Here is a 19,896-nt window from a genome sequence, read left to right as displayed (position 1 = left end):
CAGAATATCGCAAAAGCTCACACAATGTGCGGAGAAAATAAAAACGGGCAGCCATTGCCACCCGTTTTCAGAATCTTATTAAAGCTTAGATAGCCCAACCACCCGCATAGAAGGTCACCAGCGCCACGGCAATGACCACCGTACCGATGTTCAACTTGCGCCATTCGCCGGAAACCAGACGACCAATCACCAGAGTTGCGAAGCCGATCATGATGCCAGTTACGATGTTACAGGTCAGTACGATGAATACTGCTGTTACCAGCCCCGCCATCGCATCAACAAAATCAGCAAAGTCGATTTTCGCCACGTTGCTTAGCATCAGCAAACCAACGTACATCAGCGCCGGAGCCGTTGCGTAACCCGGAACGAGGAAAGAGAGCGGAGAGAGGAACAGAATCAGCAGGAACAGCACGCCAACGGTGATAGCCGTCAGACCGGTTTTACCGCCTGCCGCTGTACCCGCCGCAGACTCGATGTATACCGCTGCCGGAGCTGCACCCACCAGGCCAGAGAAAACGCTGCTCATGGAGTCTGTGGTCAGTGCTTTCCCGCCGTCAATGATCTGCCCGTCTTTATCCAGCAGATTCGCCTGGCCGGCGACGGCACGGATAGTTCCGGTAGCATCAAATACTGCTGTCATCACCAGCGCCAGAACGCTCGGCAGGACCACGGGGTTCAGCGCACCCATAATGTCCAGGCTGCCAATCAGTGAATCGCCGTTTTCATCGCGCAATGAAGGCATGGCGAAAACGCCGGAGAAGTGGACGTTAGGATCGAAGATCAAACCAACAATTGAGATACCGATAATGGTCAACAGAATGCCACCGGGGACTTTCAGTTTTTCCAGGCCGATGATCACTGCCAGCCCCACCAGAGACATCATCACCGGGAAGGTCGTGAAATCCCCCAGTGCAACGGGCAGTCCATCAAGCGGATTTTTAATCACCAAACCGACACCATTAGCAGCAATCAGCAGCAGGAACAGACCGATACCGATCCCCGTGCCGTGCGCCACACCGTGCGGCAAGTTGCGCAAAATCCAGCTACGGATACCCGTGGCAGAAATTACCGTAAACAGTACACCCATCAGGAACACGGCACCCAGCGCGACAGGTACGCTAATATGTTGCCCCAGCACCAGGCTGAATGCGGTAAACGCCGTCAGGGAAATGGCGCAACCAATCGCCAACGGCAGATTAGCCCACAGCCCCATCACGATAGAACCGAGTCCGGCAACCAGACAGGTTGCAACGAAAACTGCCGCAGGCGGGAAACCCGCTTTACCCAACATGCCTGGAACGACGATAACCGAGTAGACCATCGCCAGAAACGTTGTTAACCCGGCAACCACTTCCTGACGGACAGTACTTCCACGTTGTGAAATTTTAAACCAGGCGTCGAGTGAACCGCCGGTACGCGCTGATGGCGTAGACATAAGAGAACATCCCCTGAGAGTTTATTTTTCGTCAAGATGCGTGGCGTACAATCCCCCGCCAGCGAAACGTTATCTTCCTGCTTCTGGTTTACGACAATTTGGTGCGTCGCAAAAAAGCAAACGTTTAGCTCCGCGCATACAAAACGGGTGGTAAAAAAAGCAAACGATTATCCGGCGATCATAGCGGCCTTTTCAACCAAAGTTTGCTGCTTTTTGCTCTTTTATTATCTTGACGATGAAAAACCAGGCAATTGATGCGCAAACGTTATCGTCGATGCGCAAGATTGCAGAATTATTGAGCCAAATGCCGTTCAGAATTGCGATAAAAAATCGTCTGAGATGACAAAAACATTGCGGCTAAAAAGTGTACTTTTACACTGGCGAAGCAACGGCGGTGGCATACAATTAAAGCATCAACACCAACCGGAACCTCCACCACGTGCTCGAATGAGGTGTGTTGACGTCGGGGGAAACCCTCCTGTGTACCAGCGGGATAGAGAGAAAGACAAAGACCGGAAAACAAACTAAAGCGCCCTTGTGGCGCTTTAGTTTTGTTCATCTTCCAGCAAACGTGCGCCGCTACCTTCTTCCCCTAAGCGGTCGCCTGGGTTACGCAACGGGCAATCACTGCGCGAAAGGCAGCCGCAACCAATACATCCGTCCAGTTCGTCACGCAACGCAACTAAGGTATGAATGCGCCGATCCAACTCTTCTCGCCACTGTGACGAAAGCTGTTTCCACTCTTTCGCACTGAGCGTATGCCCTTCGGGCAACACGCCAAACGCTTCACCAATGGTCGCCAGCGGAATGCCAATACGCTGAGCAATTTTGATGATTGCGACATATCGCAACACATCACGCTTATATCGCCTCTGATTGCCGCTGTTACGGATACTGGTAATCAACCCTTTGCTTTCATAGAAATGTAGCGCCGATACCGCCACACCGCTGCGTTTCGCCACTTCGCCGGGGGTTAGCAGCGCTTTAATGCGGGGTAATTTCTTTTCCATAAATCGCTTTACCTCAAGTTAACTTGAGGAATTATACTCCCCAACAGATGAATTAACGAACTGAACACTGAAAAGAGGCAGATTTATGTCCCATCAGAAAATTATTCAGGATCTTATCGCATGGATTGACGAGCATATTGACCAGCCGCTTAACATTGATGTCGTCGCCAAAAAATCAGGCTATTCAAAGTGGTACTTACAGCGGATGTTCCGCACGGTGACGCATCAGACGCTTGGCGATTACATCCGTCAACGCCGCCTGTTACTGGCCGCCGTTGAGTTGCGCACCACCGAGCGTCCGATTTTTGATATCGCAATGGACCTGGGTTATGTCTCGCAGCAGACTTTTTCCCGCGTTTTCCGTCGGCAGTTTGATCGCACTCCCAGCGATTATCGCCACCGCCTGTAGTTTTATTGCCCGCGCGTTAACTCCCGCGCGGGTAATTGCTCCATTCATTGCATAAGCACCTGCGGCGGGAAGAAATGCCTTTGATGCCAGTGAATAAACACATAATCAGTACAGCAATAAAAGTCACGGTATAATCTGGCTAACAAACAATCAATTGTGATATAGTTCACAAAAATCATGAAACAAACAGAATGTTTCATTTTTGTGTTTTGAAAGCCCGCGATAGCCAGAGTGTACCACGCCTCCCGCGAACAACGCCGCGCTGTCCAGGGCATCGGCTCTTTTCAGAGGAATTGTTTGATGGCTACCCTCACCACTGGCGTAGTTCTTCTTCGCTGGCAGCTGCTTAGTGCCGTGATGATGTTTCTGGCTAGTACTCTTAACATTCGTTTTCGAAAATCTGATTATATTGGGCTTGCGGTGATCAGCAGTGGCCTGGGCGTGGTTTCTGCCTGCTGGTTCGCTATGGGATTGCTTGGCATCACAATGGCAGATATCACCGCCATCTGGCACAACATCGAATCGGTGATGATAGAAGAGATGAATCAGACACCGCCACAGTGGCCAATGATTTTGACCTGATATATAGAAGCCTCCATCACGGAGGCTTCTTTTTTATGGCTGCTGGATGCTTTAATCATCCACCTTAAAACAATATAGCCTGTTGTTTTAATGACAAATCAGAACGGAATATCGTCATCGAAGTCCATCGGCGGCTCATTAGACGGCGCTGCCGGAGCGGACTGCTGCGGGCGAGATTGTGCGCCACCGCAGAACTGATTGCCACCCTGCGGCTGCTGAGGCTGGCCCCAACCGCCCTGCGGCTGACCACCACCGATATTGCCACCTGCAGGAGCACCACCGCCCTGACGACCACCCAGCATTTGCATGGTGCCACCAACGTTTACGACAACTTCAGTGGTGTAGCGATCCTGACCGGATTGGTCGGTCCATTTACGGGTACGCAGCTGACCTTCGATATAAACCTGAGAACCTTTACGCAGATATTCGCTGGCTACTTCTGCCAGTTTACCGAACAGCACAACGCGGTGCCATTCAGTCTGCTCTTTCATCTCGCCGGTCGCTTTATCACGCCAGGATTCGGAAGTAGCCAGCGTAATGTTGGCAACTGCACCACCATTTGGCATGTAGCGTACTTCCGGGTCCTGACCCAGATTACCAACGAGAATAACCTTGTTTACGCCTCTGCTGGCCATGTTCGTGTCTCCTGAAAAAAATCGTTCTGAATAAGTGTAAACGCGCGATTGTACCATTACCAATAGCGCTTTTACTATGTTGTGACCTCGGTTCCGGGAAACAAACCTGGCCAGGCATTCTTACACAACACTCTGGGAATTGCATTCCAATACTGTATATTCATTCAGGTCAATTTGTGTCATAATTAACCGTTTGTGATCGCCGGTAGCACCATGCCACCGGGCAAAAAAGCGTTTAATCCGGGAAAGGTGAATGGATAAGATCGAAGTTCGGGGCGCCCGCACCCATAATCTCAAAAACATCAACCTCGTTATCCCCCGCGACAAGCTCATTGTCGTGACTGGGCTTTCGGGTTCTGGCAAATCCTCGCTCGCTTTCGACACCTTATATGCCGAAGGGCAGCGCCGTTACGTTGAATCCCTTTCTGCTTACGCGCGGCAGTTTCTGTCACTGATGGAAAAACCGGACGTCGACCATATTGAGGGGCTTTCTCCTGCCATCTCAATTGAGCAGAAATCGACGTCTCATAACCCGCGTTCTACGGTGGGGACAATCACCGAAATCCACGACTATCTGCGTTTGCTGTACGCTCGCGTTGGTGAGCCGCGCTGCCCGGATCACGATGTGCCGCTGGCGGCGCAAACCGTCAGCCAGATGGTGGATAACGTGTTGTCGCAACCGGAAGGTAAGCGTCTGATGCTACTCGCGCCAATCATTAAAGAGCGCAAAGGTGAACACACCAAAACGCTGGAGAATCTGGCGAGCCAGGGCTACATCCGTGCGCGCATTGATGGCGAAGTCTGCGATCTTTCCGATCCACCGAAACTGGAACTGCAAAAGAAACACACTATTGAAGTGGTGGTTGATCGCTTCAAAGTGCGTGACGATCTCACCCAACGTCTGGCGGAGTCGTTTGAAACGGCGCTTGAGCTTTCCGGTGGTACTGCGGTCGTTGCCGATATGGACGATCAGAAAGCGGAAGAGCTGCTGTTTTCTGCCAATTTCGCCTGTCCGATTTGCGGCTACAGTATGCGTGAACTGGAACCACGCCTGTTTTCATTTAACAACCCAGCGGGTGCCTGCCCGACCTGTGACGGCCTTGGCGTACAGCAATATTTCGATCCTGATCGCGTGATCCAAAATCCGGAGCTGTCTCTGGCTGGTGGAGCGATCCGCGGCTGGGATCGCCGCAACTTCTATTACTTCCAGATGCTAAAATCGCTGGCAGACCACTATAAGTTCGACGTCGAAGCACCATGGGGCAGCCTGAGCGCGAACGTGCATAAAGTGGTGCTGTACGGTTCTGGCAAAGAAAACATTGAATTCAAATACATGAACGATCGCGGCGATACATCCATTCGTCGTCATCCGTTCGAAGGCGTGCTGCATAATATGGAGCGCCGTTATAAAGAGACGGAATCCAGCGCAGTACGTGAAGAATTAGCCAAGTTCATCAGCAATCGCCCGTGTGCCAGCTGCGACGGAACACGTTTGCGTCGGGAAGCACGCCACGTGTATGTCGAGAATACGCCGCTGCCCGCTATTTCCGACATGAGCATCGGTCATGCGATGGAATTCTTCAACAATCTGAAACTCGCTGGTCAGCGGGCGAAGATTGCAGAAAAAATCCTCAAAGAGATTGGCGATCGCCTGAAATTCCTCGTTAACGTCGGCCTGAATTACCTGACACTTTCCCGCTCGGCAGAAACGCTTTCTGGCGGTGAAGCCCAGCGTATCCGTCTGGCGAGCCAGATTGGCGCGGGCCTGGTTGGCGTTATGTACGTGCTTGATGAGCCGTCTATCGGCCTGCACCAGCGCGATAACGAACGCCTGTTGGGTACGCTTATTCATCTGCGCGATCTCGGTAATACCGTGATTGTGGTAGAGCACGACGAAGACGCGATTCGCGCCGCTGACCATGTGATCGATATCGGTCCTGGTGCGGGTGTACACGGCGGTGAAGTGGTCGCAGAAGGTCCGCTGGAAGCGATTATGGCCGTGCCGGAGTCGTTGACCGGGCAGTACATGAGCGGCAAACGCAAGATTGAAGTGCCGAAGAAACGCGTTCCGGCGAATCCGGAAAAAGTGCTGAAGCTGACAGGCGCACGTGGCAATAACCTAAAAGACGTGACGCTGACGCTGCCAGTCGGTCTGTTTACCTGTATCACCGGGGTTTCAGGTTCCGGTAAATCGACATTGATTAACGACACGCTGTTTCCGATTGCCCAACGCCAGTTGAATGGTGCGACTATTGCCGAACCGGCACCGTATCGCGATATTCAGGGGCTGGAGCATTTCGATAAAGTGATCGATATCGACCAAAGCCCGATTGGTCGAACTCCACGTTCTAACCCGGCGACCTATACCGGTGTGTTTACACCTGTACGTGAACTGTTTGCGGGCGTACCGGAATCCCGTGCGCGTGGTTATACACCAGGACGTTTCAGCTTTAACGTTCGCGGTGGACGCTGCGAAGCCTGTCAGGGCGATGGCGTGATCAAAGTGGAGATGCACTTCCTGCCGGATATTTACGTGCCGTGCGACCAGTGCAAAGGTAAGCGCTATAACCGCGAAACGCTGGAGATTAAGTACAAAGGCAAAACCATCCACGAAGTGCTGGATATGACCATCGAAGAGGCACGTGAGTTCTTTGATGCCGTACCGGCACTGGCGCGTAAGCTGCAAACGCTGATGGATGTTGGCCTGACGTACATTCGCCTTGGGCAGTCCGCAACCACCCTTTCCGGCGGTGAAGCCCAGCGCGTGAAACTGGCGCGTGAGCTGTCAAAACGCGGCACCGGGCAGACACTGTATATTCTTGATGAGCCGACCACCGGTCTGCACTTTGCCGATATTCAACAACTGCTCGACGTACTGCATAAACTACGCGATCAGGGCAACACCATTGTGGTGATTGAACACAATCTCGATGTGATTAAAACCGCCGACTGGATTGTCGATCTGGGACCGGAAGGCGGCAGTGGCGGCGGCGAAATCCTCGTCGCCGGTACGCCAGAAACCGTCGCGGAGTGCGAAGCATCGCATACGGCGCGCTTCCTCAAGCCGATGCTGTAATTGTTAAGACCGCTTCCTGAGCGGCCTCAGACTGCTGACAACGTGCGCTTTGTTCATGCCGGATGCGGCGTGAACGCCTTATCCGGCCTACAAAACATGCAGTTTCAATAGATTGCAGAGATTACGTAGGCCTGATAAGCGCAGCGCATCAGGCAATTTTGCGTTTGTCATCATTCTCAGGCCGAACCCGGCCTCAGACTGCTGACAACGTGCGCGTTGTTCATGCCGGATGCGGCGTGAACGCCTTATCCGGCCTACAAAATCATACAATTTCAATAGATTGCAGTGATTACGTAGGCCTGATAAGCGTAGCGCATCAGGCAATTTTGCATTTGCCATCATTCTCAAGCCGCTTCCTGAACGGCCTCAGACTGCTGACAACGTGCGCGTTGTTCATGCCGGATGCGGCGTGAACGCCTTATCCGGCCTACAAAACAGGCAATTTCAATAAATTGCAGAGATTACGTAGGCCTGATAAGCGTAGCGCATCAGGCAATTTTGCATTTGTCATCATTCTCAGGCGGCTCATATTGTTGACAACGTGCGCGTTGTTCATGCCGGATGCGGCGTGAACGCCTTATCCGGCCTACAAAACATGCAATTTCAATAGATTGCAGAGATTATGTAGGCCTGATAAGCGCAGCGCATCAGGCAATTTTGCATTTGTCATCATTCTCAGGCCGCTTCCTGAACGGCCTCAGACTGCTGACAACGTGCGCATTGTTCATGCCGGATGCGGCGTGAACGCCTTATCCGGCCTACAAAACATGCAATTTCAATAGATTGCAGTGACTACGTAGGCCTGATAAGCGTAGCGCATCAGGCAATTTTGCGTTTGTCATCATTCTCAGACCGCTTCCTGAACGGCCTCAGATTGCTGACAACGTGCGCGTTGTTCATGCCGGATGCAGCGTGAACGCCTTATCCGGCCTACAAAAACATGCAATTTCAATAGATTGCAGAGATTACGTAGGCCTGATAAGCGTAGCGCATCAGGCAATTTTGCGTTTGTCATCATTCTCAGCCTCCTTTTGGAGGCTCAGATTGTTGACAACGTGCGCTTTGTTCATGCCGGATGCGGCGTGAACGCCTTATCCGGCCTACAAAACATGCAGTTTCAATAGATTGCAGAGATTGCGTAGGCCTGATAAGCGCAGCGCATCAGGCAATTTTGCATTTGCCATCATTCTCAGGCGGCTCATATTGTTGACAACGTGCGCGTTGTTCATGCCGGATGCGGCGTGGACGCCTTATCCGGCCTACAAAACATGCAGTTTCAATAGATTGCAGTGATTACGTAGGCCTGATAAGCGCAGCGCATCAGGCAATTTGGCGTTTGTCATCATTCTCAGGCCGAACCCTGCCTCAGACTGCTGACAACGTGCGCGTTGTTCATGCCGGATGCGGCGTGAACGCCTTATCCGGCCTACAAAACATGCAGTTTCAATAGATTGCAGAGATTACGTAGGCCTGATAAGCGTAGCGCATCAGGCAATTTTGCGTTTGTCATCATTCTCAGACCGCTTCCTGAACGGCCTTTTTCTTTCAGAGTTGCACCAGCAATTTACGTTTTTCTTCCGGCAGCAAATTCACCGCCTGCTGATACGACGCATCCACCAGATAATAGATTTGCGAATCTGGCAACGAGCCGTCGAGGTACACGGTGCTCCAGTGCGCTTTGTTCAGATGGCGGCTCGGACGCACATCACTGTGCTGCTGACGTAACAACTCTGCCAGCTCCGGGCTGGTTTTCAGCGAAACGGCCGGGCGATTTTCGACCTCTTTCACCATCGCAAAAAGCACATCTTCAACTTTGATCTGCGTCGCTTTCCAGTCGCTGTGAACGCTCTGTTCCGCGCCAGCTTTAGCCATGCAATATTGTAGCAACTCCGAAATGGTCATTTTTTACTCCCCTTGTAGTGTCGCGATGATGCGACGCGATCCACCGTGAATACGATGTTCCCCCAGCCAGATGCCTTGCCAGGTACCGGTCTGAATACGCCCTTTATGCACCGGCAATACAAGCGATACCCCCAGCATTGAGGATTTGATATGAGAAGGCATATCGTCTGCCCCTTCATAGTCATGCTCATAGTTTCCGTTATCGGGAACGGTACGGAGGAAAAAGCGCTCCATGTCATGGCGTACAGTGGGGTCACAATTCTCATTAAGTGTCAGAGAGGCGGAGGTATGTTGCAGCAACAGATGCAGTAAGCCGATGTTAACACGCGGCATATCAGCCAGCTGATTCAGAATTTCATCCGTTACCAGATGAAACCCACGAGATTTGGCGCTAAGCGTAAGCGTCTTTTGAAACCACATGTGCTGCTCCTTGATAAAACTCTCTTAATCAGTTTGCAGCAAGACAGCGAAAGGATAAAGGTGTGAATAAAAAAACAGCATTCAGGAGAGCATCACGCTCTCCCGCTCTGTCAGTATTCTGAATTAACGATAACCTCTTCACCAAATGCACCCGCTTGTGGCAAGGGTTTGTAGGTAGAGTTGGAGGCGCGCAGAATGCGGATACCACGGGCGCCGACATCGCGTGCGGCAGTAATATCGTTATCGGAATCGCCATAAAAAATTCGGATATTTTTATCCTGCAGCCATTGCGATTTTGTATTTTGCCCTGGTTTATCGCCCGCAAAAATTACCGGATTCATGTTGGTGGCAGGAATATGAAAATTATCTGCCAGCGTTTTTGAAACCGTTTCTGTTTTCGTCGGGCTACGACCAGTCACAAAGAAGATCGCGTCACCGCGGCGTACATGCATATCAATCAGCTGACGAGCGACCTCTTTTGGAATGCTGAATTCATCCCAGCCATTGTTCATTTTTTCCCAGAACACAGGATTTTTCAGATAATCTTCACTTTCTGGCGAGAAAGTTTTTTTGCCGCGCCAGAAGCCCGGACTAGAAAAAAGCACCGTATCATCGATATCAAACCCCACCGCCATTGGTGGACGCCCTGCGAGGCTATTTTCAATTTGTGCGACCGAAACCCAATGAATTGGCGCCTGTTCAGCAAGTCTGGCTACGTTAGTACCTGGGTTAAGCGGTGAAGGAGATGAGGCCAGAGCAACAGCGGAACTGTTTAGAGCGAGCAATAAGCAAACGGCACTGATTGCCTGTGTGATCTTGCGCATATTTTTCCCTAAATAGTCAGTATGTTGAAACTTTTTATTGTGAAATTTGTAGAAAAAACCATCTGACCATAACGCCAGCTGCAGGGGAAAGGAAGGATTATCTGCGGCTTTTGTTAAGAAAGGGAGCAGGATCACATGCGATCAGACTATGTTTATTGTATTTAACAATTTAATGGCTCTCTATGGTGTAAAAATATTCGGATATAAAAACTTCTATTTTCTCAGTAGAAAATATCGATTATCAGAACCCATTCCTTTGTACGATTAGCTGAAAAAATACATATACCCACTTATTGATAATTGAGCAGGCGGCTGTTTATCTGCCTGCTTTCCTGCATTACATCACTGCGGCAAACGCCTTTGCCACACGTTGTACATTTGCCGTATTTAACCCGGCAACACACATACGCCCGCTGGCGATCAGGTAAACGCCAAATTCCTCGCGCAGACGGTCAACCTGAGCGGCACTTAAACCGGTATAGCTGAACATGCCGCGCTGATTAAGCAGATAATCGAAATTGCGTTCTGGCATCTCTGTGCTCAATACCTTCACCAGCTCCTGACGCATCGCCAGAATACGGGCACGCATCTCTTCTACTTCTGCCAACCAACTGGCTTTCAATGCCTCATCATTCAGTACCGCAGCCACCACCTGCGCACCAAAATTTGGCGGGCTGGAGTAGTTGCGACGAACTGTTGCTTTCAACTGCCCCAGCACGCGGCCTGCGGCGTCGGCATCTTCACACACCACAGAAAGACCGCCAACACGCTCACCGTAAAGGGAAAAAATTTTCGAGAATGAATTGCTCACCAGAGCCGGTAATCCGGCACTGGCAATGGCGCGAATGGCGTAGGCATCCTCTTCCATACCGGCACCAAATCCTTGATAGGCAATATCGAGGAATGGGATAAGCTCGCGGGCTTTGAGAATTTCTATCACCGCATCCCATTGGTCATTGGTGAGATCGGCGCCCGTTGGGTTGTGGCAACATGGATGCAACAACACAATACTGCGGGCAGGTAATGTTTTCAGTGTCTCCAACAGATCATTAAAGCGCACGCCATTAGTCGCTTCGTCATACCAGGGGTAAGTACTCACTTCGAATCCAGCCCCGACGAATATCGCTACGTGGTTTTCCCAGGTGGGATCGCTGACCCAGACGCCTGATTCCGGAAAGTAGCGTTTCAGGAAGTCAGCGCCCACTTTCAATGCCCCTGAGCCGCCAAGGGTTTGAATGGTTGCTACGCGCTGTTGTTGCAGTACCGGATGGTCCGCACCAAACAGCAGCGGAGCAATGGCATGGCGATAGCTGTTAAGCCCTTCCATCGGTAAATAAAGCGAAGCGCCATGAGGCTGCGCATTCAGGCGCGCTTCCGCGTCTGCCACGGCTTTCAGTTGTGGAATAATTCCGTCTTCGTTGTAGTACAGACCGATACTTAAATTCACTTTGTCGCTGCGGGGATCTTCTTTAAAACGCTCCATAAGCGTAAGAATCGGGTCGCCAGCGTAGGCGTCAACTTTTTGAAACACGCGATGGTTCTCCAGGTTTACGGGCAGGTGGTTAAAACACAATAAACCGGAAGAAGGCGAAGATCGAGAGGATGTTCAAAGTCAGTCGGGAAGTTGGCGAAGAATTTGCTCCACTCGCTCTTGCAGTGGCCCCGAAACCGAAAGATAAGGAATGTTCCTGCGCGACAATTCCTGTTCATACCACACCTGTTGCCGTGCGCGAAATACCTCTCCTTGCCGGGTGCCATCCTGCACGAAGGGAAATTCTGCGCCGCAAAGCACCACCAGAGAGTATTCCCGCTCCGCCAGCTGGTGAAGTTCCTTCGGGGCATGACCATATTGATCAAGGGTATAGAACAAGGTCGTGAGTGGCGATGTGTCACATATAAGATAGCGATTAGCTTCTGCTTGTTGTTCCCGACGTACCTGTTCGCGGGCGATATGCAACAAATCGTCTGCGGTTAAAACACCATTTTTCTCTTCCCAATAGTCGCGACCAAATTCAGCGACATACACCGTATCAAGCCCATCAGCCAGCGCTTTTGAAAGCGTGCTTTTACCGGTAGATTCTCCACCAAGCAGACAGATACGGCGAACGAAACTGTAATAAACATCATTCGCCAACATGTAGCGATAGCGGTGAACATCGGAACGAATAAGCGTTCCCGAAGGCGCTTCATCGCCAACTGGGCGCGCCATTCGAACATGTTCAACAGGTTGGGCAAAACGCCGCGCCAGCACGTTAGCAAAGCCATCGCCATAGTCTTCTGCAGTAAATACAGCATGTGGACGACAGCGTAATATCTGCAAGCATAGCGTCGCCACATAATGACGGTGGATGTCGGCATCGGCATCGTTATGCGGGATAGCAGGTAAGTTATAACGCGCAACAAGCTCTGGCGTCAGTACCAAAATCGTCGCTTGCGGGAAGCGCACTTGCAGCCACGTCAGGCGCTTTTCAGGTTCACAGTCAGGCATTTCTGGTACGGAATAACTGATGATGAACAGTTCTTCACATTGCGCCAGTGCGGTATTGATCAACTTTTCATGACCACAATGCAAAGGCGCGAATTTACCAACCACCAAGCCCGTTGCAAAAGGCTTCATGATGTTTGCAACTCTTTGCGCCATTGATACAAACCATGCCAGGCGTTAATCCAGAACAGGAAATATAAGCCAGCGGTCAGGTTTAAACCGCGCGTCATATACAGTGGCACTGCCAGGGTATTCACCGCTAACCAGACGAACCAGTTTTCGATACGTCTTCCCATCAACATGAATTGTGCCAGAACGCTAAAGGTCAAAATCAACGAATCCAGCCAAGGTGCCCAGGCATTGGTAAAGGTGTGGAGTAAAAAGCCGTAACCGCCTGCCACGACGACAGCACAGAGCAACAAAAGGAAAAAGTGACTGGCTTGCGTTCGGCGCACCGGCAAGATGTCGCCACCCTGACCTTTCAGCCAGTGGATCCAGCCAGTGATGCTGGTCGCGATGAAGAATAACTGGAGCGTAACATCGGCATAGAGTTGCACGGACCAAAAAACCCAGCCGTACAATATGCTGCCAATTATGCCGATCCACCATGTATGCACATTGTTTCTGGCAGCCAGCCAGACGGAAACCGCGTATGCCAGACACGCGGCGATTTCTCAATAAGACATTGTCCCTCCCTGGAGACGAATATTAATCCACGTATTTCATCGCAACCCTTGAAGTCAGGCGCGTGATAAGTTCGTAAGCGCTCACTTTTGTCATTTCAGCGATACGTTCTACGGGCAAACCTTCGCCCCATAAAATGACCGGATCCCCGGCTTTGTCCTGCGCCTGTGGACCTAAGTCTACGCAGATCATATCCATCGCGACTCGCCCGACAATCGGCACTTCGCGACCGTTCACCAGCACTGGCGTACCGGACGGCGCGGCGCGCGGATAACCATCGCCATAGCCCATCGCGACTACGCCAAGACGAGTATCACGTTGGCTTACCCAGGTTCCACCATAACCGACAGGCTCTCCGGCTTTATGCTCACGCACGGCAATCAGGCTGGAGGTCAATGACATTACCGGCTGACAGCCAAAATCGGCACCGGTGGAGCGATCTTCCAGCGGAGATACACCATAAAGAATGATGCCCGGGCGCACCCAGTCAAAATGTGACTGTGGCCACAGCAGAATGCCACCCGACGCGGCAATGGAACGTTGACCTGATTTGCCTTCGCAAAAGGTATTAAAGATATCGAGTTGTTTCTCGGTTGCACCGCATTTTGGCTCATCCGCGCGCGCAAAATGGCTGACGATATTCACCGGCTGACGAACGTTTTTGCACTGCGTCAGACGCTGATAAAACGCCTCAGCCTGTTCCGGCCTTACGCCCAGACGGTGCATACCGGTATCGAGTTTCATCCAGACGGTAACCGGCTCGTCCAGGCTAACCTCTTCCAGCGCAGCAAGCTGTTCTTCGTTATGCACGGCGGTATGAAAATGCTGCGCAGAAATCGTCGGTAAATCTCTGGCATCAAAAAAGCCTTCGAGTAACAGTACAGGTTTGGTGATTCCCCCCGCACGCAGTCGCAGAGCTTCTTCGAGACGGGCTACGCCAAAGGCGTCAGCATCGGGGAGCGTTCGCGCGGTCTCAAGAAGACCGTGACCATAAGCGTTCGCTTTCACCACCGCAACCATTTTACTGGCTGGGGCCAGTTCACGAAGACGTTGCAGGTTGTGTCGCAGAGCGCGGCGGTTAATCACAACAGTTGCCGCTTGCATTTGTGTTCCTTGATAAGTGTTTGCTTTAATTACCTAATTCATAAAATAATTATTATTCGTCGTCGTACTGCGGCCCCGCATAGTTGTCGAAGCGCGACCATTGACCGTTAAAGGTCAGGCGTACCGTCCCGATTGGGCCGTTACGTTGTTTACCGATAATAATTTCCGCGATGCCTTTTAAGTCACTGTTTTCGTGATACACCTCATCACGATAGATAAACATGATCAAGTCCGCATCCTGCTCGATAGAACCAGATTCACGCAGGTCGGAGTTGACTGGGCGTTTGTCGGCACGTTGTTCCAGAGAACGGTTCAACTGGGACAGCGCCACCACCGGCACGTTCAGTTCTTTCGCCAGCGCTTTCAGCGAGCGGGAGATTTCTGCAATTTCCAGCGTACGGTTATCGGAAAGCGCTGGTACGCGCATCAGTTGCAGGTAGTCGATCATGATAAGCCCGATGCCACCGTGTTCACGGGCAATACGCCGCGCGCGGGAACGCACTTCCGTTGGTGTCAGGCCGGAGGAATCATCGATATAGATATTGCGTTTTTCGAGCAAAATACCCATGGTGCCGGAAATGCGCGCCCAATCTTCATCATCCAGCTGCCCGGTACGAATTTTGGTTTGATCGACGCGCGACAGCGACGCCAGAGAACGCATCATAATCTGTTCTGATGGCATCTCCAGTGAGAAGATTAACACTGGCTTATCCTGCAACATCGCCGCGTTTTCGACGAGGTTCATCGCAAATGTCGTTTTACCCATCGACGGACGCGCGGCGACGATGATCAAATCCGACGGCTGCAAGCCAGCGGTTTTTTTGTTGAGATCGTCATAACCGGTGTTTACCCCGGTAACGCCATCGTGTGGCTGCTGAAACAACTGTTCAATACGCGCCACGGTTGCGTCGAGCACATCGGCGATGTTCTTCGGCCCTTCATCTTTGTTTGCACGACTTTCGGCAATTTTAAAGACGCGGGATTCAGCCAGATCCAGCAGGTCTTCGCTGGTGCGCCCCTGCGGATCAAAACCAGCTTCGGCAATTTCATTCGCGACCGAGATCATCTCACGGACAACAGCACGTTCACGCACAATGTCCGCATAAGCACAGATGTTCGCCGCACTTGGCGTATTTTTTGACAACTCTGCCAGGTAAGCAAAACCACCAACGCTGTCGAGTTGCCCCTGGCGCTCCAGCGATTCTGCCAGGGTAATCAGATCTATAGGACTACCACTTTCCTGCAAACGCGCCATTTCGGTAAAGATATGACGGTGGGGACGGGTGTAAAAATCGTCTGCCACCACACGCTCGGCTACATCGTCCCAGCGTTCGTTATCCAGCATTAAACCGCCCAACACCGACTGCTCCGCTTCGATCGAGTGCGGAGGCACTTTCAGCCCGGCAACTTGTGGATCGCGTTCGCGGGGTTCAGCCTGCTGTTTGTTGAAGGGTTTATTTCCTGCCATAGTGAATGGAGTTACCGAGATAAAGAATGGGTCGAAACTTTACCATATGAAGCAGACCCTGACGATACGTTCTGGAGGACACATGGCAACACGAATTGAATTTCACAAGCACGGTGGCCCGGAAGTACTGCAAGCCGTAGAGTTCACTCCTGCCGATCCGGCAGAGAATGAAATCCAGGTCGAAAATAAAGCCATTGGCATCAATTTTATCGACACGTATATCCGCAGCGGCCTTTACCCGCCACCATCGCTGCCCAGCGGATTAGGGACCGAAGCGGCAGGCATCGTGAGTAAAGTCGGCAGTGGTGTAAAGCATATTAAGGCAGGCGATCGCGTAGTCTATGCACAGTCGGCATTAGGCGCTTACAGCTCTGTGCATAATATCAATGCGGATAAAGCGGCGATTCTGCCTACGGCAATTTCTTTTGAGCAAGCTGCGGCATCATTCCTGAAAGGCTTAACGGTTTATTATCTGCTGCGCAAAACCTATGAAATTAAACCCGACGAACAGTTCCTGTTCCACGCAGCTGCTGGCGGCGTTGGCTTGATTGCCTGCCAGTGGGCAAAAGCCCTGGGGGCAAAACTCATCGGCACCGTGGGAACAGCGCAGAAAGCGCAAAGCGCCTTAAAAGCCGGGGCGTGGCAGGTTATTAACTATCGCGAAGAAAACCTGGTCGAGCGGTTAAAAGAGATCACCGGCGGTAAGAAAGTGCGCGTGGTGTACGATTCCGTGGGCAGAGACACCTGGGAACGTTCGCTGGATTGCCTGCAACGCCGCGGCTTAATGGTGAGTTTTGGCAACTCATCAGGTGCAGTTACCGGTGTGAACTTAGGCATTCTCAATCAGAAAGGTTCGCTGTATGTGACACGCCCTTCCCTGCAAGGCTATATCACCACGCGGGAGGAGTTAACCGAGGCCAGTAATGAACTGTTTTCTTTGATTGCCAGCGGCGTGATTAAGGTCGATGTTGCCGGGCAGCAGAAATATCCGCTGAAGGATGCGCAGCGTGCGCATGAGATTCTGGAAAGCCGGGCGACGCAAGGTTCCAGCTTGTTGATTCCATAAAAGAAATAGGGCTTCCACCTGGGAAGCCCTTTCTTTTTATAGTTCGGCTGTATGTAGGGTACAGCACGATGAATCTGTTAGAGGCGCAATAGTGACAGATTTGATTATCAATTCCTATTTTGTTCTAAGGATAAAACTTTAGGTTGTGATCATCCGCACAATCCCTTAGTAACGCCAGCGGTCATAACGCTGATATTTCGGCACTTTTGGTGCTTTAATCGCCTTAATAACCCACACCACCGCAATCGCTAGGAGTAACCACGGCAGCAACTTAATCATCAATGCCAGCATACCGCCGAGGAACATAATGGCCGTCGCCACAACCAGCGCGGCGATAATGCCCAGCAACGAAACGCCGGTGACCATCAACATGACAAAAAAGCCAATCACAAAAAGTAGTTCCAGCATGATGCTCTCCCAAATATGAAATCTCTTGCTGGCATTACAAGAATCATGCCAAAACTAATTTATTGATTTAACAGCAAAACGCCCCGCGACGGTGCGCAGGGCGTGGTGAATTTGACTACTTTTTGGTGAAAAATTAACGTTTATCTGCCACCAGCTTGAGCGCATGTTCCAGCACGTTAATGTCAGCGCCCGCTTTATGGGCATTTTCACTTAAATAACGCCGCCACTGTCGCGCGCCAGGAATACCCTGGAACAGGCCCAGCATATGCCGGGTAATATGGCCGAGATACGTTCCCTGGCTGAGTTCACGCTCAATGTACGGATACATGGCGCGCACCACCGCCACCGGATCGGCATCGGTATCCGAGGATCCAAAGATCTCTCGATCTACCGCCGCCAGAATACCTGGATTCTGATACGCCTCACGCCCGACCATCACGCCATCCATATGTTGCAAATGCGCTTTAGCCTCTTCCAGCGACTTGATACCGCCGTTTATCGACATCGTCAGATGCGGAAAGTCACGCTTCAACTGATACACGCGCGGGTAATCGAGCGGTGGGATTTCACGGTTTTCTTTCGGACTTAACCCCGAAAGCCAGGCTTTACGCGCGTGGATGATGAACATCTCGCACTCGCCTTTACCGGAAACGATATTGATGAAATCGCAGAGAAATTCATAGCTGTCCTGGTCGTCGATGCCAATACGCGTTTTCACCGTCACCGGAATAGACACCACATCGCGCATCGCTTTCACGCAGTCAGCAACCAGCTGCGCATTGCCCATCAGGCACGCGCCAAACATGCCGTTCTGTACCCGGTCAGACGGACAGCCGACATTCAGGTTGATCTCATCATATCCGCGCGCTTCTGCCAGCTTCGCACACTGCGCCAGCGCCGCAGGATCGCTACCGCCCAGTTGCAGCGCTACCGGATGTTCTTCTTCACTGTACGCCAGGTAATCACCTTTACCGTGAATAATCGCCCCTGTGGTCACCATTTCGGTATACAGCAACGTATTGCGGGAAAGCAGACGCAAGAAATAGCGGCAATGTCTGTCCGTCCAGTCGAGCATAGGAGCAATGCTAAACCGAGAATTCCAGTAAACACCAGTTTTTTCAGGCATCACGCTGGTTTGATTAATTTTTTGTGTTTCATGATTATCGTGCATTTTTGAACATTTCAGGCTATTTTTCTCGCGTTAGGTTCCCGCACAGGTCCCCACGTTTTATGGGGACCCGAAATAACGAGGTCGTGTAATGGCGTACTATAACATAGAGAAACGACTAAAATCCGATGGCACACCACGCTATCGCTGTAATGTGATTATCAAAGAAAAAGGTGTTATCACTTACAGGGAAAGCAAAACATTCCCTAAACATGCCCATGCCAAAACATGGGGTACACAGAAAGTGATGGAATTAGATCTATATGGCATTCCATCATCAAATGCAGTTGACGGACTTACAGTCCGTGACTTACTACACAAATATTTAAATGACCCAAATGCCGGAGGTAAAGCAGGCCGTACTAAAAGATATGTGCTGGAACTGCTTATGGATAGTGACATCTCCGCGATCAAACTATCCGAACTGACAGAAAATGACGTAATTGAACATTGCAGGCTAAGAAACAACGCTGGTGCAGGCCCAGCAACAGTCAGCCACGATGTTAGTTATCTTGGCAGTGTTCTGGATGCGGCAAAACCTGTATACGGAATCAATTACACATCAAACCCGGCGAAAAGCGCTCGTCCATATCTACTTAAACTCGGTTTGATTGGTAAATCAAACCGTCGTAATCGTAGACCAGCATCTGATGAACTGGACATGCTCATTGAAGGCCTTCAACAACGATCTACTCATAAATGCTCAAAAATTCCGTTCGTTGATATCCTCAAATTTTCTGTGTGGTCCTGTATGCGAATCGGAGAAGTATGCCGGTTACGATGGGAAGATCTCGACCAAGAACAAAAATCTATACTAGTAAGAGATAGGAAAGATCCACGTTAAAAGGAAGGTAACCATATGAAAGTTGCCTTGCTTGGGGAAGCCTGGGATATCGTCCAGCGCCAACCCAAAAAATCAGAATTCATTTTTCCATATAACAGCACTTCTGTTACCGCAGGATTTCAGAGGGTAAGAAGCAAATTAGGTATTAAAGATCTGCGATACCATGATTTGCGTAGAGAAGGGGCAAGTCGCTTATTTGAGGCTGGTTTTAGTATTGAGGAAGTCGCTCAAGTTACAGGGCATCGTTCATTAAACGTGCTATGGCAGGTATATACCGAACTGTATCCGAAATCTTTACATAATCGTTTTGAAGAACGTAACCGGCTCATTTAAACCGTCTGGTCTGTTTCCTCCGGCTCTACAAAAATAATGTCCA

The 19,896-nt window shown here is 50.9% G+C and carries 17 protein-coding genes and 1 pseudogene; 5 read left to right on the top strand and 13 right to left on the bottom strand.

Annotated elements, in window-relative coordinates; genetic code table 11:
* Positions 1-85: 85 nt before the first annotated feature.
* Both ghxP and soxR read right to left on the bottom strand, forming a co-directional pair.
* Complete coding sequence (gene ghxP, locus A7090_RS04255; protein ID WP_105273161.1) at positions 86-1,435, bottom strand: guanine/hypoxanthine transporter GhxP; 1,350 nt, start codon at positions 1,433-1,435, stop codon at positions 86-88.
* A gap of 545 nt (positions 1,436-1,980) precedes the next feature.
* A complete protein-coding gene (gene soxR, locus A7090_RS04235) occupies positions 1,981-2,445 on the bottom strand; it encodes a redox-sensitive transcriptional activator SoxR (RefSeq protein ID WP_038354707.1) in 465 nt (154 codons plus the stop codon).
* Between the two features lie 85 nt (positions 2,446-2,530).
* On the opposite strand from soxR, the gene soxS reads away from it, so the two are divergent.
* Both soxS and A7090_RS04215 read left to right on the top strand, forming a co-directional pair.
* The gene (gene soxS, locus A7090_RS04230) at positions 2,531-2,854 is read left to right on the top strand and encodes a superoxide response transcriptional regulator SoxS (protein WP_000019358.1); all 324 of its coding nucleotides are present in this window, start codon (positions 2,531-2,533) and stop codon (positions 2,852-2,854) included.
* Between the two features lie 300 nt (positions 2,855-3,154).
* Positions 3,155-3,436 (top strand): YjcB family protein, encoded by a 282-nt coding sequence (locus A7090_RS04215; protein WP_105273156.1) that lies wholly within the window; start codon positions 3,155-3,157, stop codon positions 3,434-3,436.
* Positions 3,437-3,534: 98 nt separating this feature from the next.
* Here A7090_RS04215 and ssb1 read toward each other — a convergent pair whose 3' ends face one another.
* On the bottom strand, positions 3,535-4,071 hold the full coding sequence (gene ssb1 / locus A7090_RS04210) for a single-stranded DNA-binding protein SSB1 (RefSeq protein ID WP_105273155.1): 537 nt from the start codon (positions 4,069-4,071) through the stop codon (positions 3,535-3,537).
* A 253-nt stretch (positions 4,072-4,324) separates the two neighbouring features.
* Here ssb1 and uvrA point away from each other — a divergent pair, with 253 nt between their 5' ends.
* Positions 4,325-7,147: an excinuclease ABC subunit UvrA gene (uvrA, locus tag A7090_RS04200; RefSeq protein WP_105273153.1), complete on the top strand. Its 2,823-nt coding sequence runs from the start codon at positions 4,325-4,327 to the stop codon at positions 7,145-7,147.
* A gap of 1,545 nt (positions 7,148-8,692) precedes the next feature.
* Here the strand turns inward: uvrA and A7090_RS04190 are convergent.
* The 8 genes from A7090_RS04190 to dnaB all read right to left on the bottom strand — a co-directional run bounded on the left by A7090_RS04190 (position 8,693) and on the right by dnaB (position 16,034).
* On the bottom strand, positions 8,693-9,049 hold the full coding sequence (locus A7090_RS04190; protein ID WP_000155648.1) for an MmcQ/YjbR family DNA-binding protein: 357 nt from the start codon (positions 9,047-9,049) through the stop codon (positions 8,693-8,695).
* Between the two features lie 3 nt (positions 9,050-9,052).
* Positions 9,053-9,469, bottom strand: coding sequence for a secondary thiamine-phosphate synthase enzyme YjbQ (locus A7090_RS04185; RefSeq protein ID WP_105273151.1), 417 nt, complete (start codon positions 9,467-9,469; stop codon positions 9,053-9,055).
* A 110-nt stretch (positions 9,470-9,579) separates the two neighbouring features.
* Positions 9,580-10,293, bottom strand: coding sequence for an acid phosphatase AphA (aphA, locus tag A7090_RS04180; protein ID WP_105273150.1), 714 nt, complete (start codon positions 10,291-10,293; stop codon positions 9,580-9,582).
* 337 nt (positions 10,294-10,630) lie between these two features.
* Complete coding sequence (gene tyrB, locus A7090_RS04175; RefSeq protein ID WP_105273149.1) at positions 10,631-11,824, bottom strand: aromatic amino acid transaminase; 1,194 nt, start codon at positions 11,822-11,824, stop codon at positions 10,631-10,633.
* A gap of 81 nt (positions 11,825-11,905) precedes the next feature.
* Positions 11,906-12,910, bottom strand: a complete 1,005-nt coding sequence (locus tag A7090_RS04170; protein ID WP_105273148.1) for an AAA family ATPase — start codon at positions 12,908-12,910, stop codon at positions 11,906-11,908.
* A complete protein-coding gene (gene pnuC, locus A7090_RS04165; protein ID WP_105273147.1) occupies positions 12,907-13,449 on the bottom strand; it encodes a nicotinamide riboside transporter PnuC in 543 nt (180 codons plus the stop codon). Before pnuC ends, A7090_RS04170 begins: the two co-directional genes overlap by 4 nt.
* A gap of 37 nt (positions 13,450-13,486) precedes the next feature.
* Positions 13,487-14,566 carry an alanine racemase gene (alr, locus tag A7090_RS04160; RefSeq protein WP_105273146.1) on the bottom strand — a complete coding sequence of 360 codons (1,080 nt, stop codon included), beginning with the start codon at positions 14,564-14,566 and terminating at the stop codon, positions 13,487-13,489.
* A gap of 52 nt (positions 14,567-14,618) precedes the next feature.
* Positions 14,619-16,034: a replicative DNA helicase gene (dnaB, locus tag A7090_RS04155; RefSeq protein ID WP_105273145.1), complete on the bottom strand. Its 1,416-nt coding sequence runs from the start codon at positions 16,032-16,034 to the stop codon at positions 14,619-14,621.
* Between the two features lie 82 nt (positions 16,035-16,116).
* Between dnaB and A7090_RS04150 the strand changes: the two genes are divergently transcribed.
* On the top strand, positions 16,117-17,100 hold the full coding sequence (locus A7090_RS04150; RefSeq protein ID WP_105273144.1) for a quinone oxidoreductase: 984 nt from the start codon (positions 16,117-16,119) through the stop codon (positions 17,098-17,100).
* Between the two features lie 165 nt (positions 17,101-17,265).
* Here the strand turns inward: A7090_RS04150 and pspG are convergent, their stop codons facing one another.
* The gene (gene pspG, locus A7090_RS04145) at positions 17,266-17,508 is read right to left on the bottom strand and encodes an envelope stress response protein PspG (RefSeq protein WP_000891404.1); all 243 of its coding nucleotides are present in this window, start codon (positions 17,506-17,508) and stop codon (positions 17,266-17,268) included.
* Between the two features lie 133 nt (positions 17,509-17,641).
* A complete protein-coding gene (dusA, locus tag A7090_RS04140; RefSeq protein WP_105273143.1) occupies positions 17,642-18,679 on the bottom strand; it encodes a tRNA dihydrouridine(20/20a) synthase DusA in 1,038 nt (345 codons plus the stop codon).
* Between the two features lie 88 nt (positions 18,680-18,767).
* Here dusA and A7090_RS04135 point away from each other — a divergent pair.
* Positions 18,768-19,853 (top strand): annotated as a pseudogene (locus tag A7090_RS04135) (tyrosine-type recombinase/integrase).
* Positions 19,854-19,896 lie beyond the last annotated feature (43 nt).

The organism is Escherichia sp. MOD1-EC7003 (assembly GCF_002965065.1).
Classification (GTDB): Bacteria; Pseudomonadota; Gammaproteobacteria; order Enterobacterales; family Enterobacteriaceae; genus Escherichia.
This window is presented reverse-complemented; position numbering and strand designations above follow the sequence as displayed.

Coding starts and splice junctions, on each gene's coding strand:
- A7090_RS04185 (WP_105273151.1), bottom strand. CDS start 9,469: ATGTGGTTTCAAAAGACGCTTACGCTTAGCGCCAAATCTCGTGGGTTT.
- soxR (WP_038354707.1), bottom strand. CDS start 2,445: ATGGAAAAGAAATTACCCCGCATTAAAGCGCTGCTAACCCCCGGCGAA.
- soxS (WP_000019358.1), top strand. CDS start 2,531: ATGTCCCATCAGAAAATTATTCAGGATCTTATCGCATGGATTGACGAG.
- A7090_RS04190 (WP_000155648.1), bottom strand. CDS start 9,049: ATGACCATTTCGGAGTTGCTACAATATTGCATGGCTAAAGCTGGCGCG.
- alr (WP_105273146.1), bottom strand. CDS start 14,566: ATGCAAGCGGCAACTGTTGTGATTAACCGCCGCGCTCTGCGACACAAC.
- dusA (WP_105273143.1), bottom strand. CDS start 18,679: ATGCACGATAATCATGAAACACAAAAAATTAATCAAACCAGCGTGATG.
- A7090_RS04150 (WP_105273144.1), top strand. CDS start 16,117: ATGGCAACACGAATTGAATTTCACAAGCACGGTGGCCCGGAAGTACTG.
- ssb1 (WP_105273155.1), bottom strand. CDS start 4,071: ATGGCCAGCAGAGGCGTAAACAAGGTTATTCTCGTTGGTAATCTGGGT.
- uvrA (WP_105273153.1), top strand. CDS start 4,325: ATGGATAAGATCGAAGTTCGGGGCGCCCGCACCCATAATCTCAAAAAC.
- A7090_RS04170 (WP_105273148.1), bottom strand. CDS start 12,910: ATGAAGCCTTTTGCAACGGGCTTGGTGGTTGGTAAATTCGCGCCTTTG.
- ghxP (WP_105273161.1), bottom strand. CDS start 1,435: ATGTCTACGCCATCAGCGCGTACCGGCGGTTCACTCGACGCCTGGTTT.
- A7090_RS04215 (WP_105273156.1), top strand. CDS start 3,155: ATGGCTACCCTCACCACTGGCGTAGTTCTTCTTCGCTGGCAGCTGCTT.
- dnaB (WP_105273145.1), bottom strand. CDS start 16,034: ATGGCAGGAAATAAACCCTTCAACAAACAGCAGGCTGAACCCCGCGAA.
- pspG (WP_000891404.1), bottom strand. CDS start 17,508: ATGCTGGAACTACTTTTTGTGATTGGCTTTTTTGTCATGTTGATGGTC.
- aphA (WP_105273150.1), bottom strand. CDS start 10,293: ATGCGCAAGATCACACAGGCAATCAGTGCCGTTTGCTTATTGCTCGCT.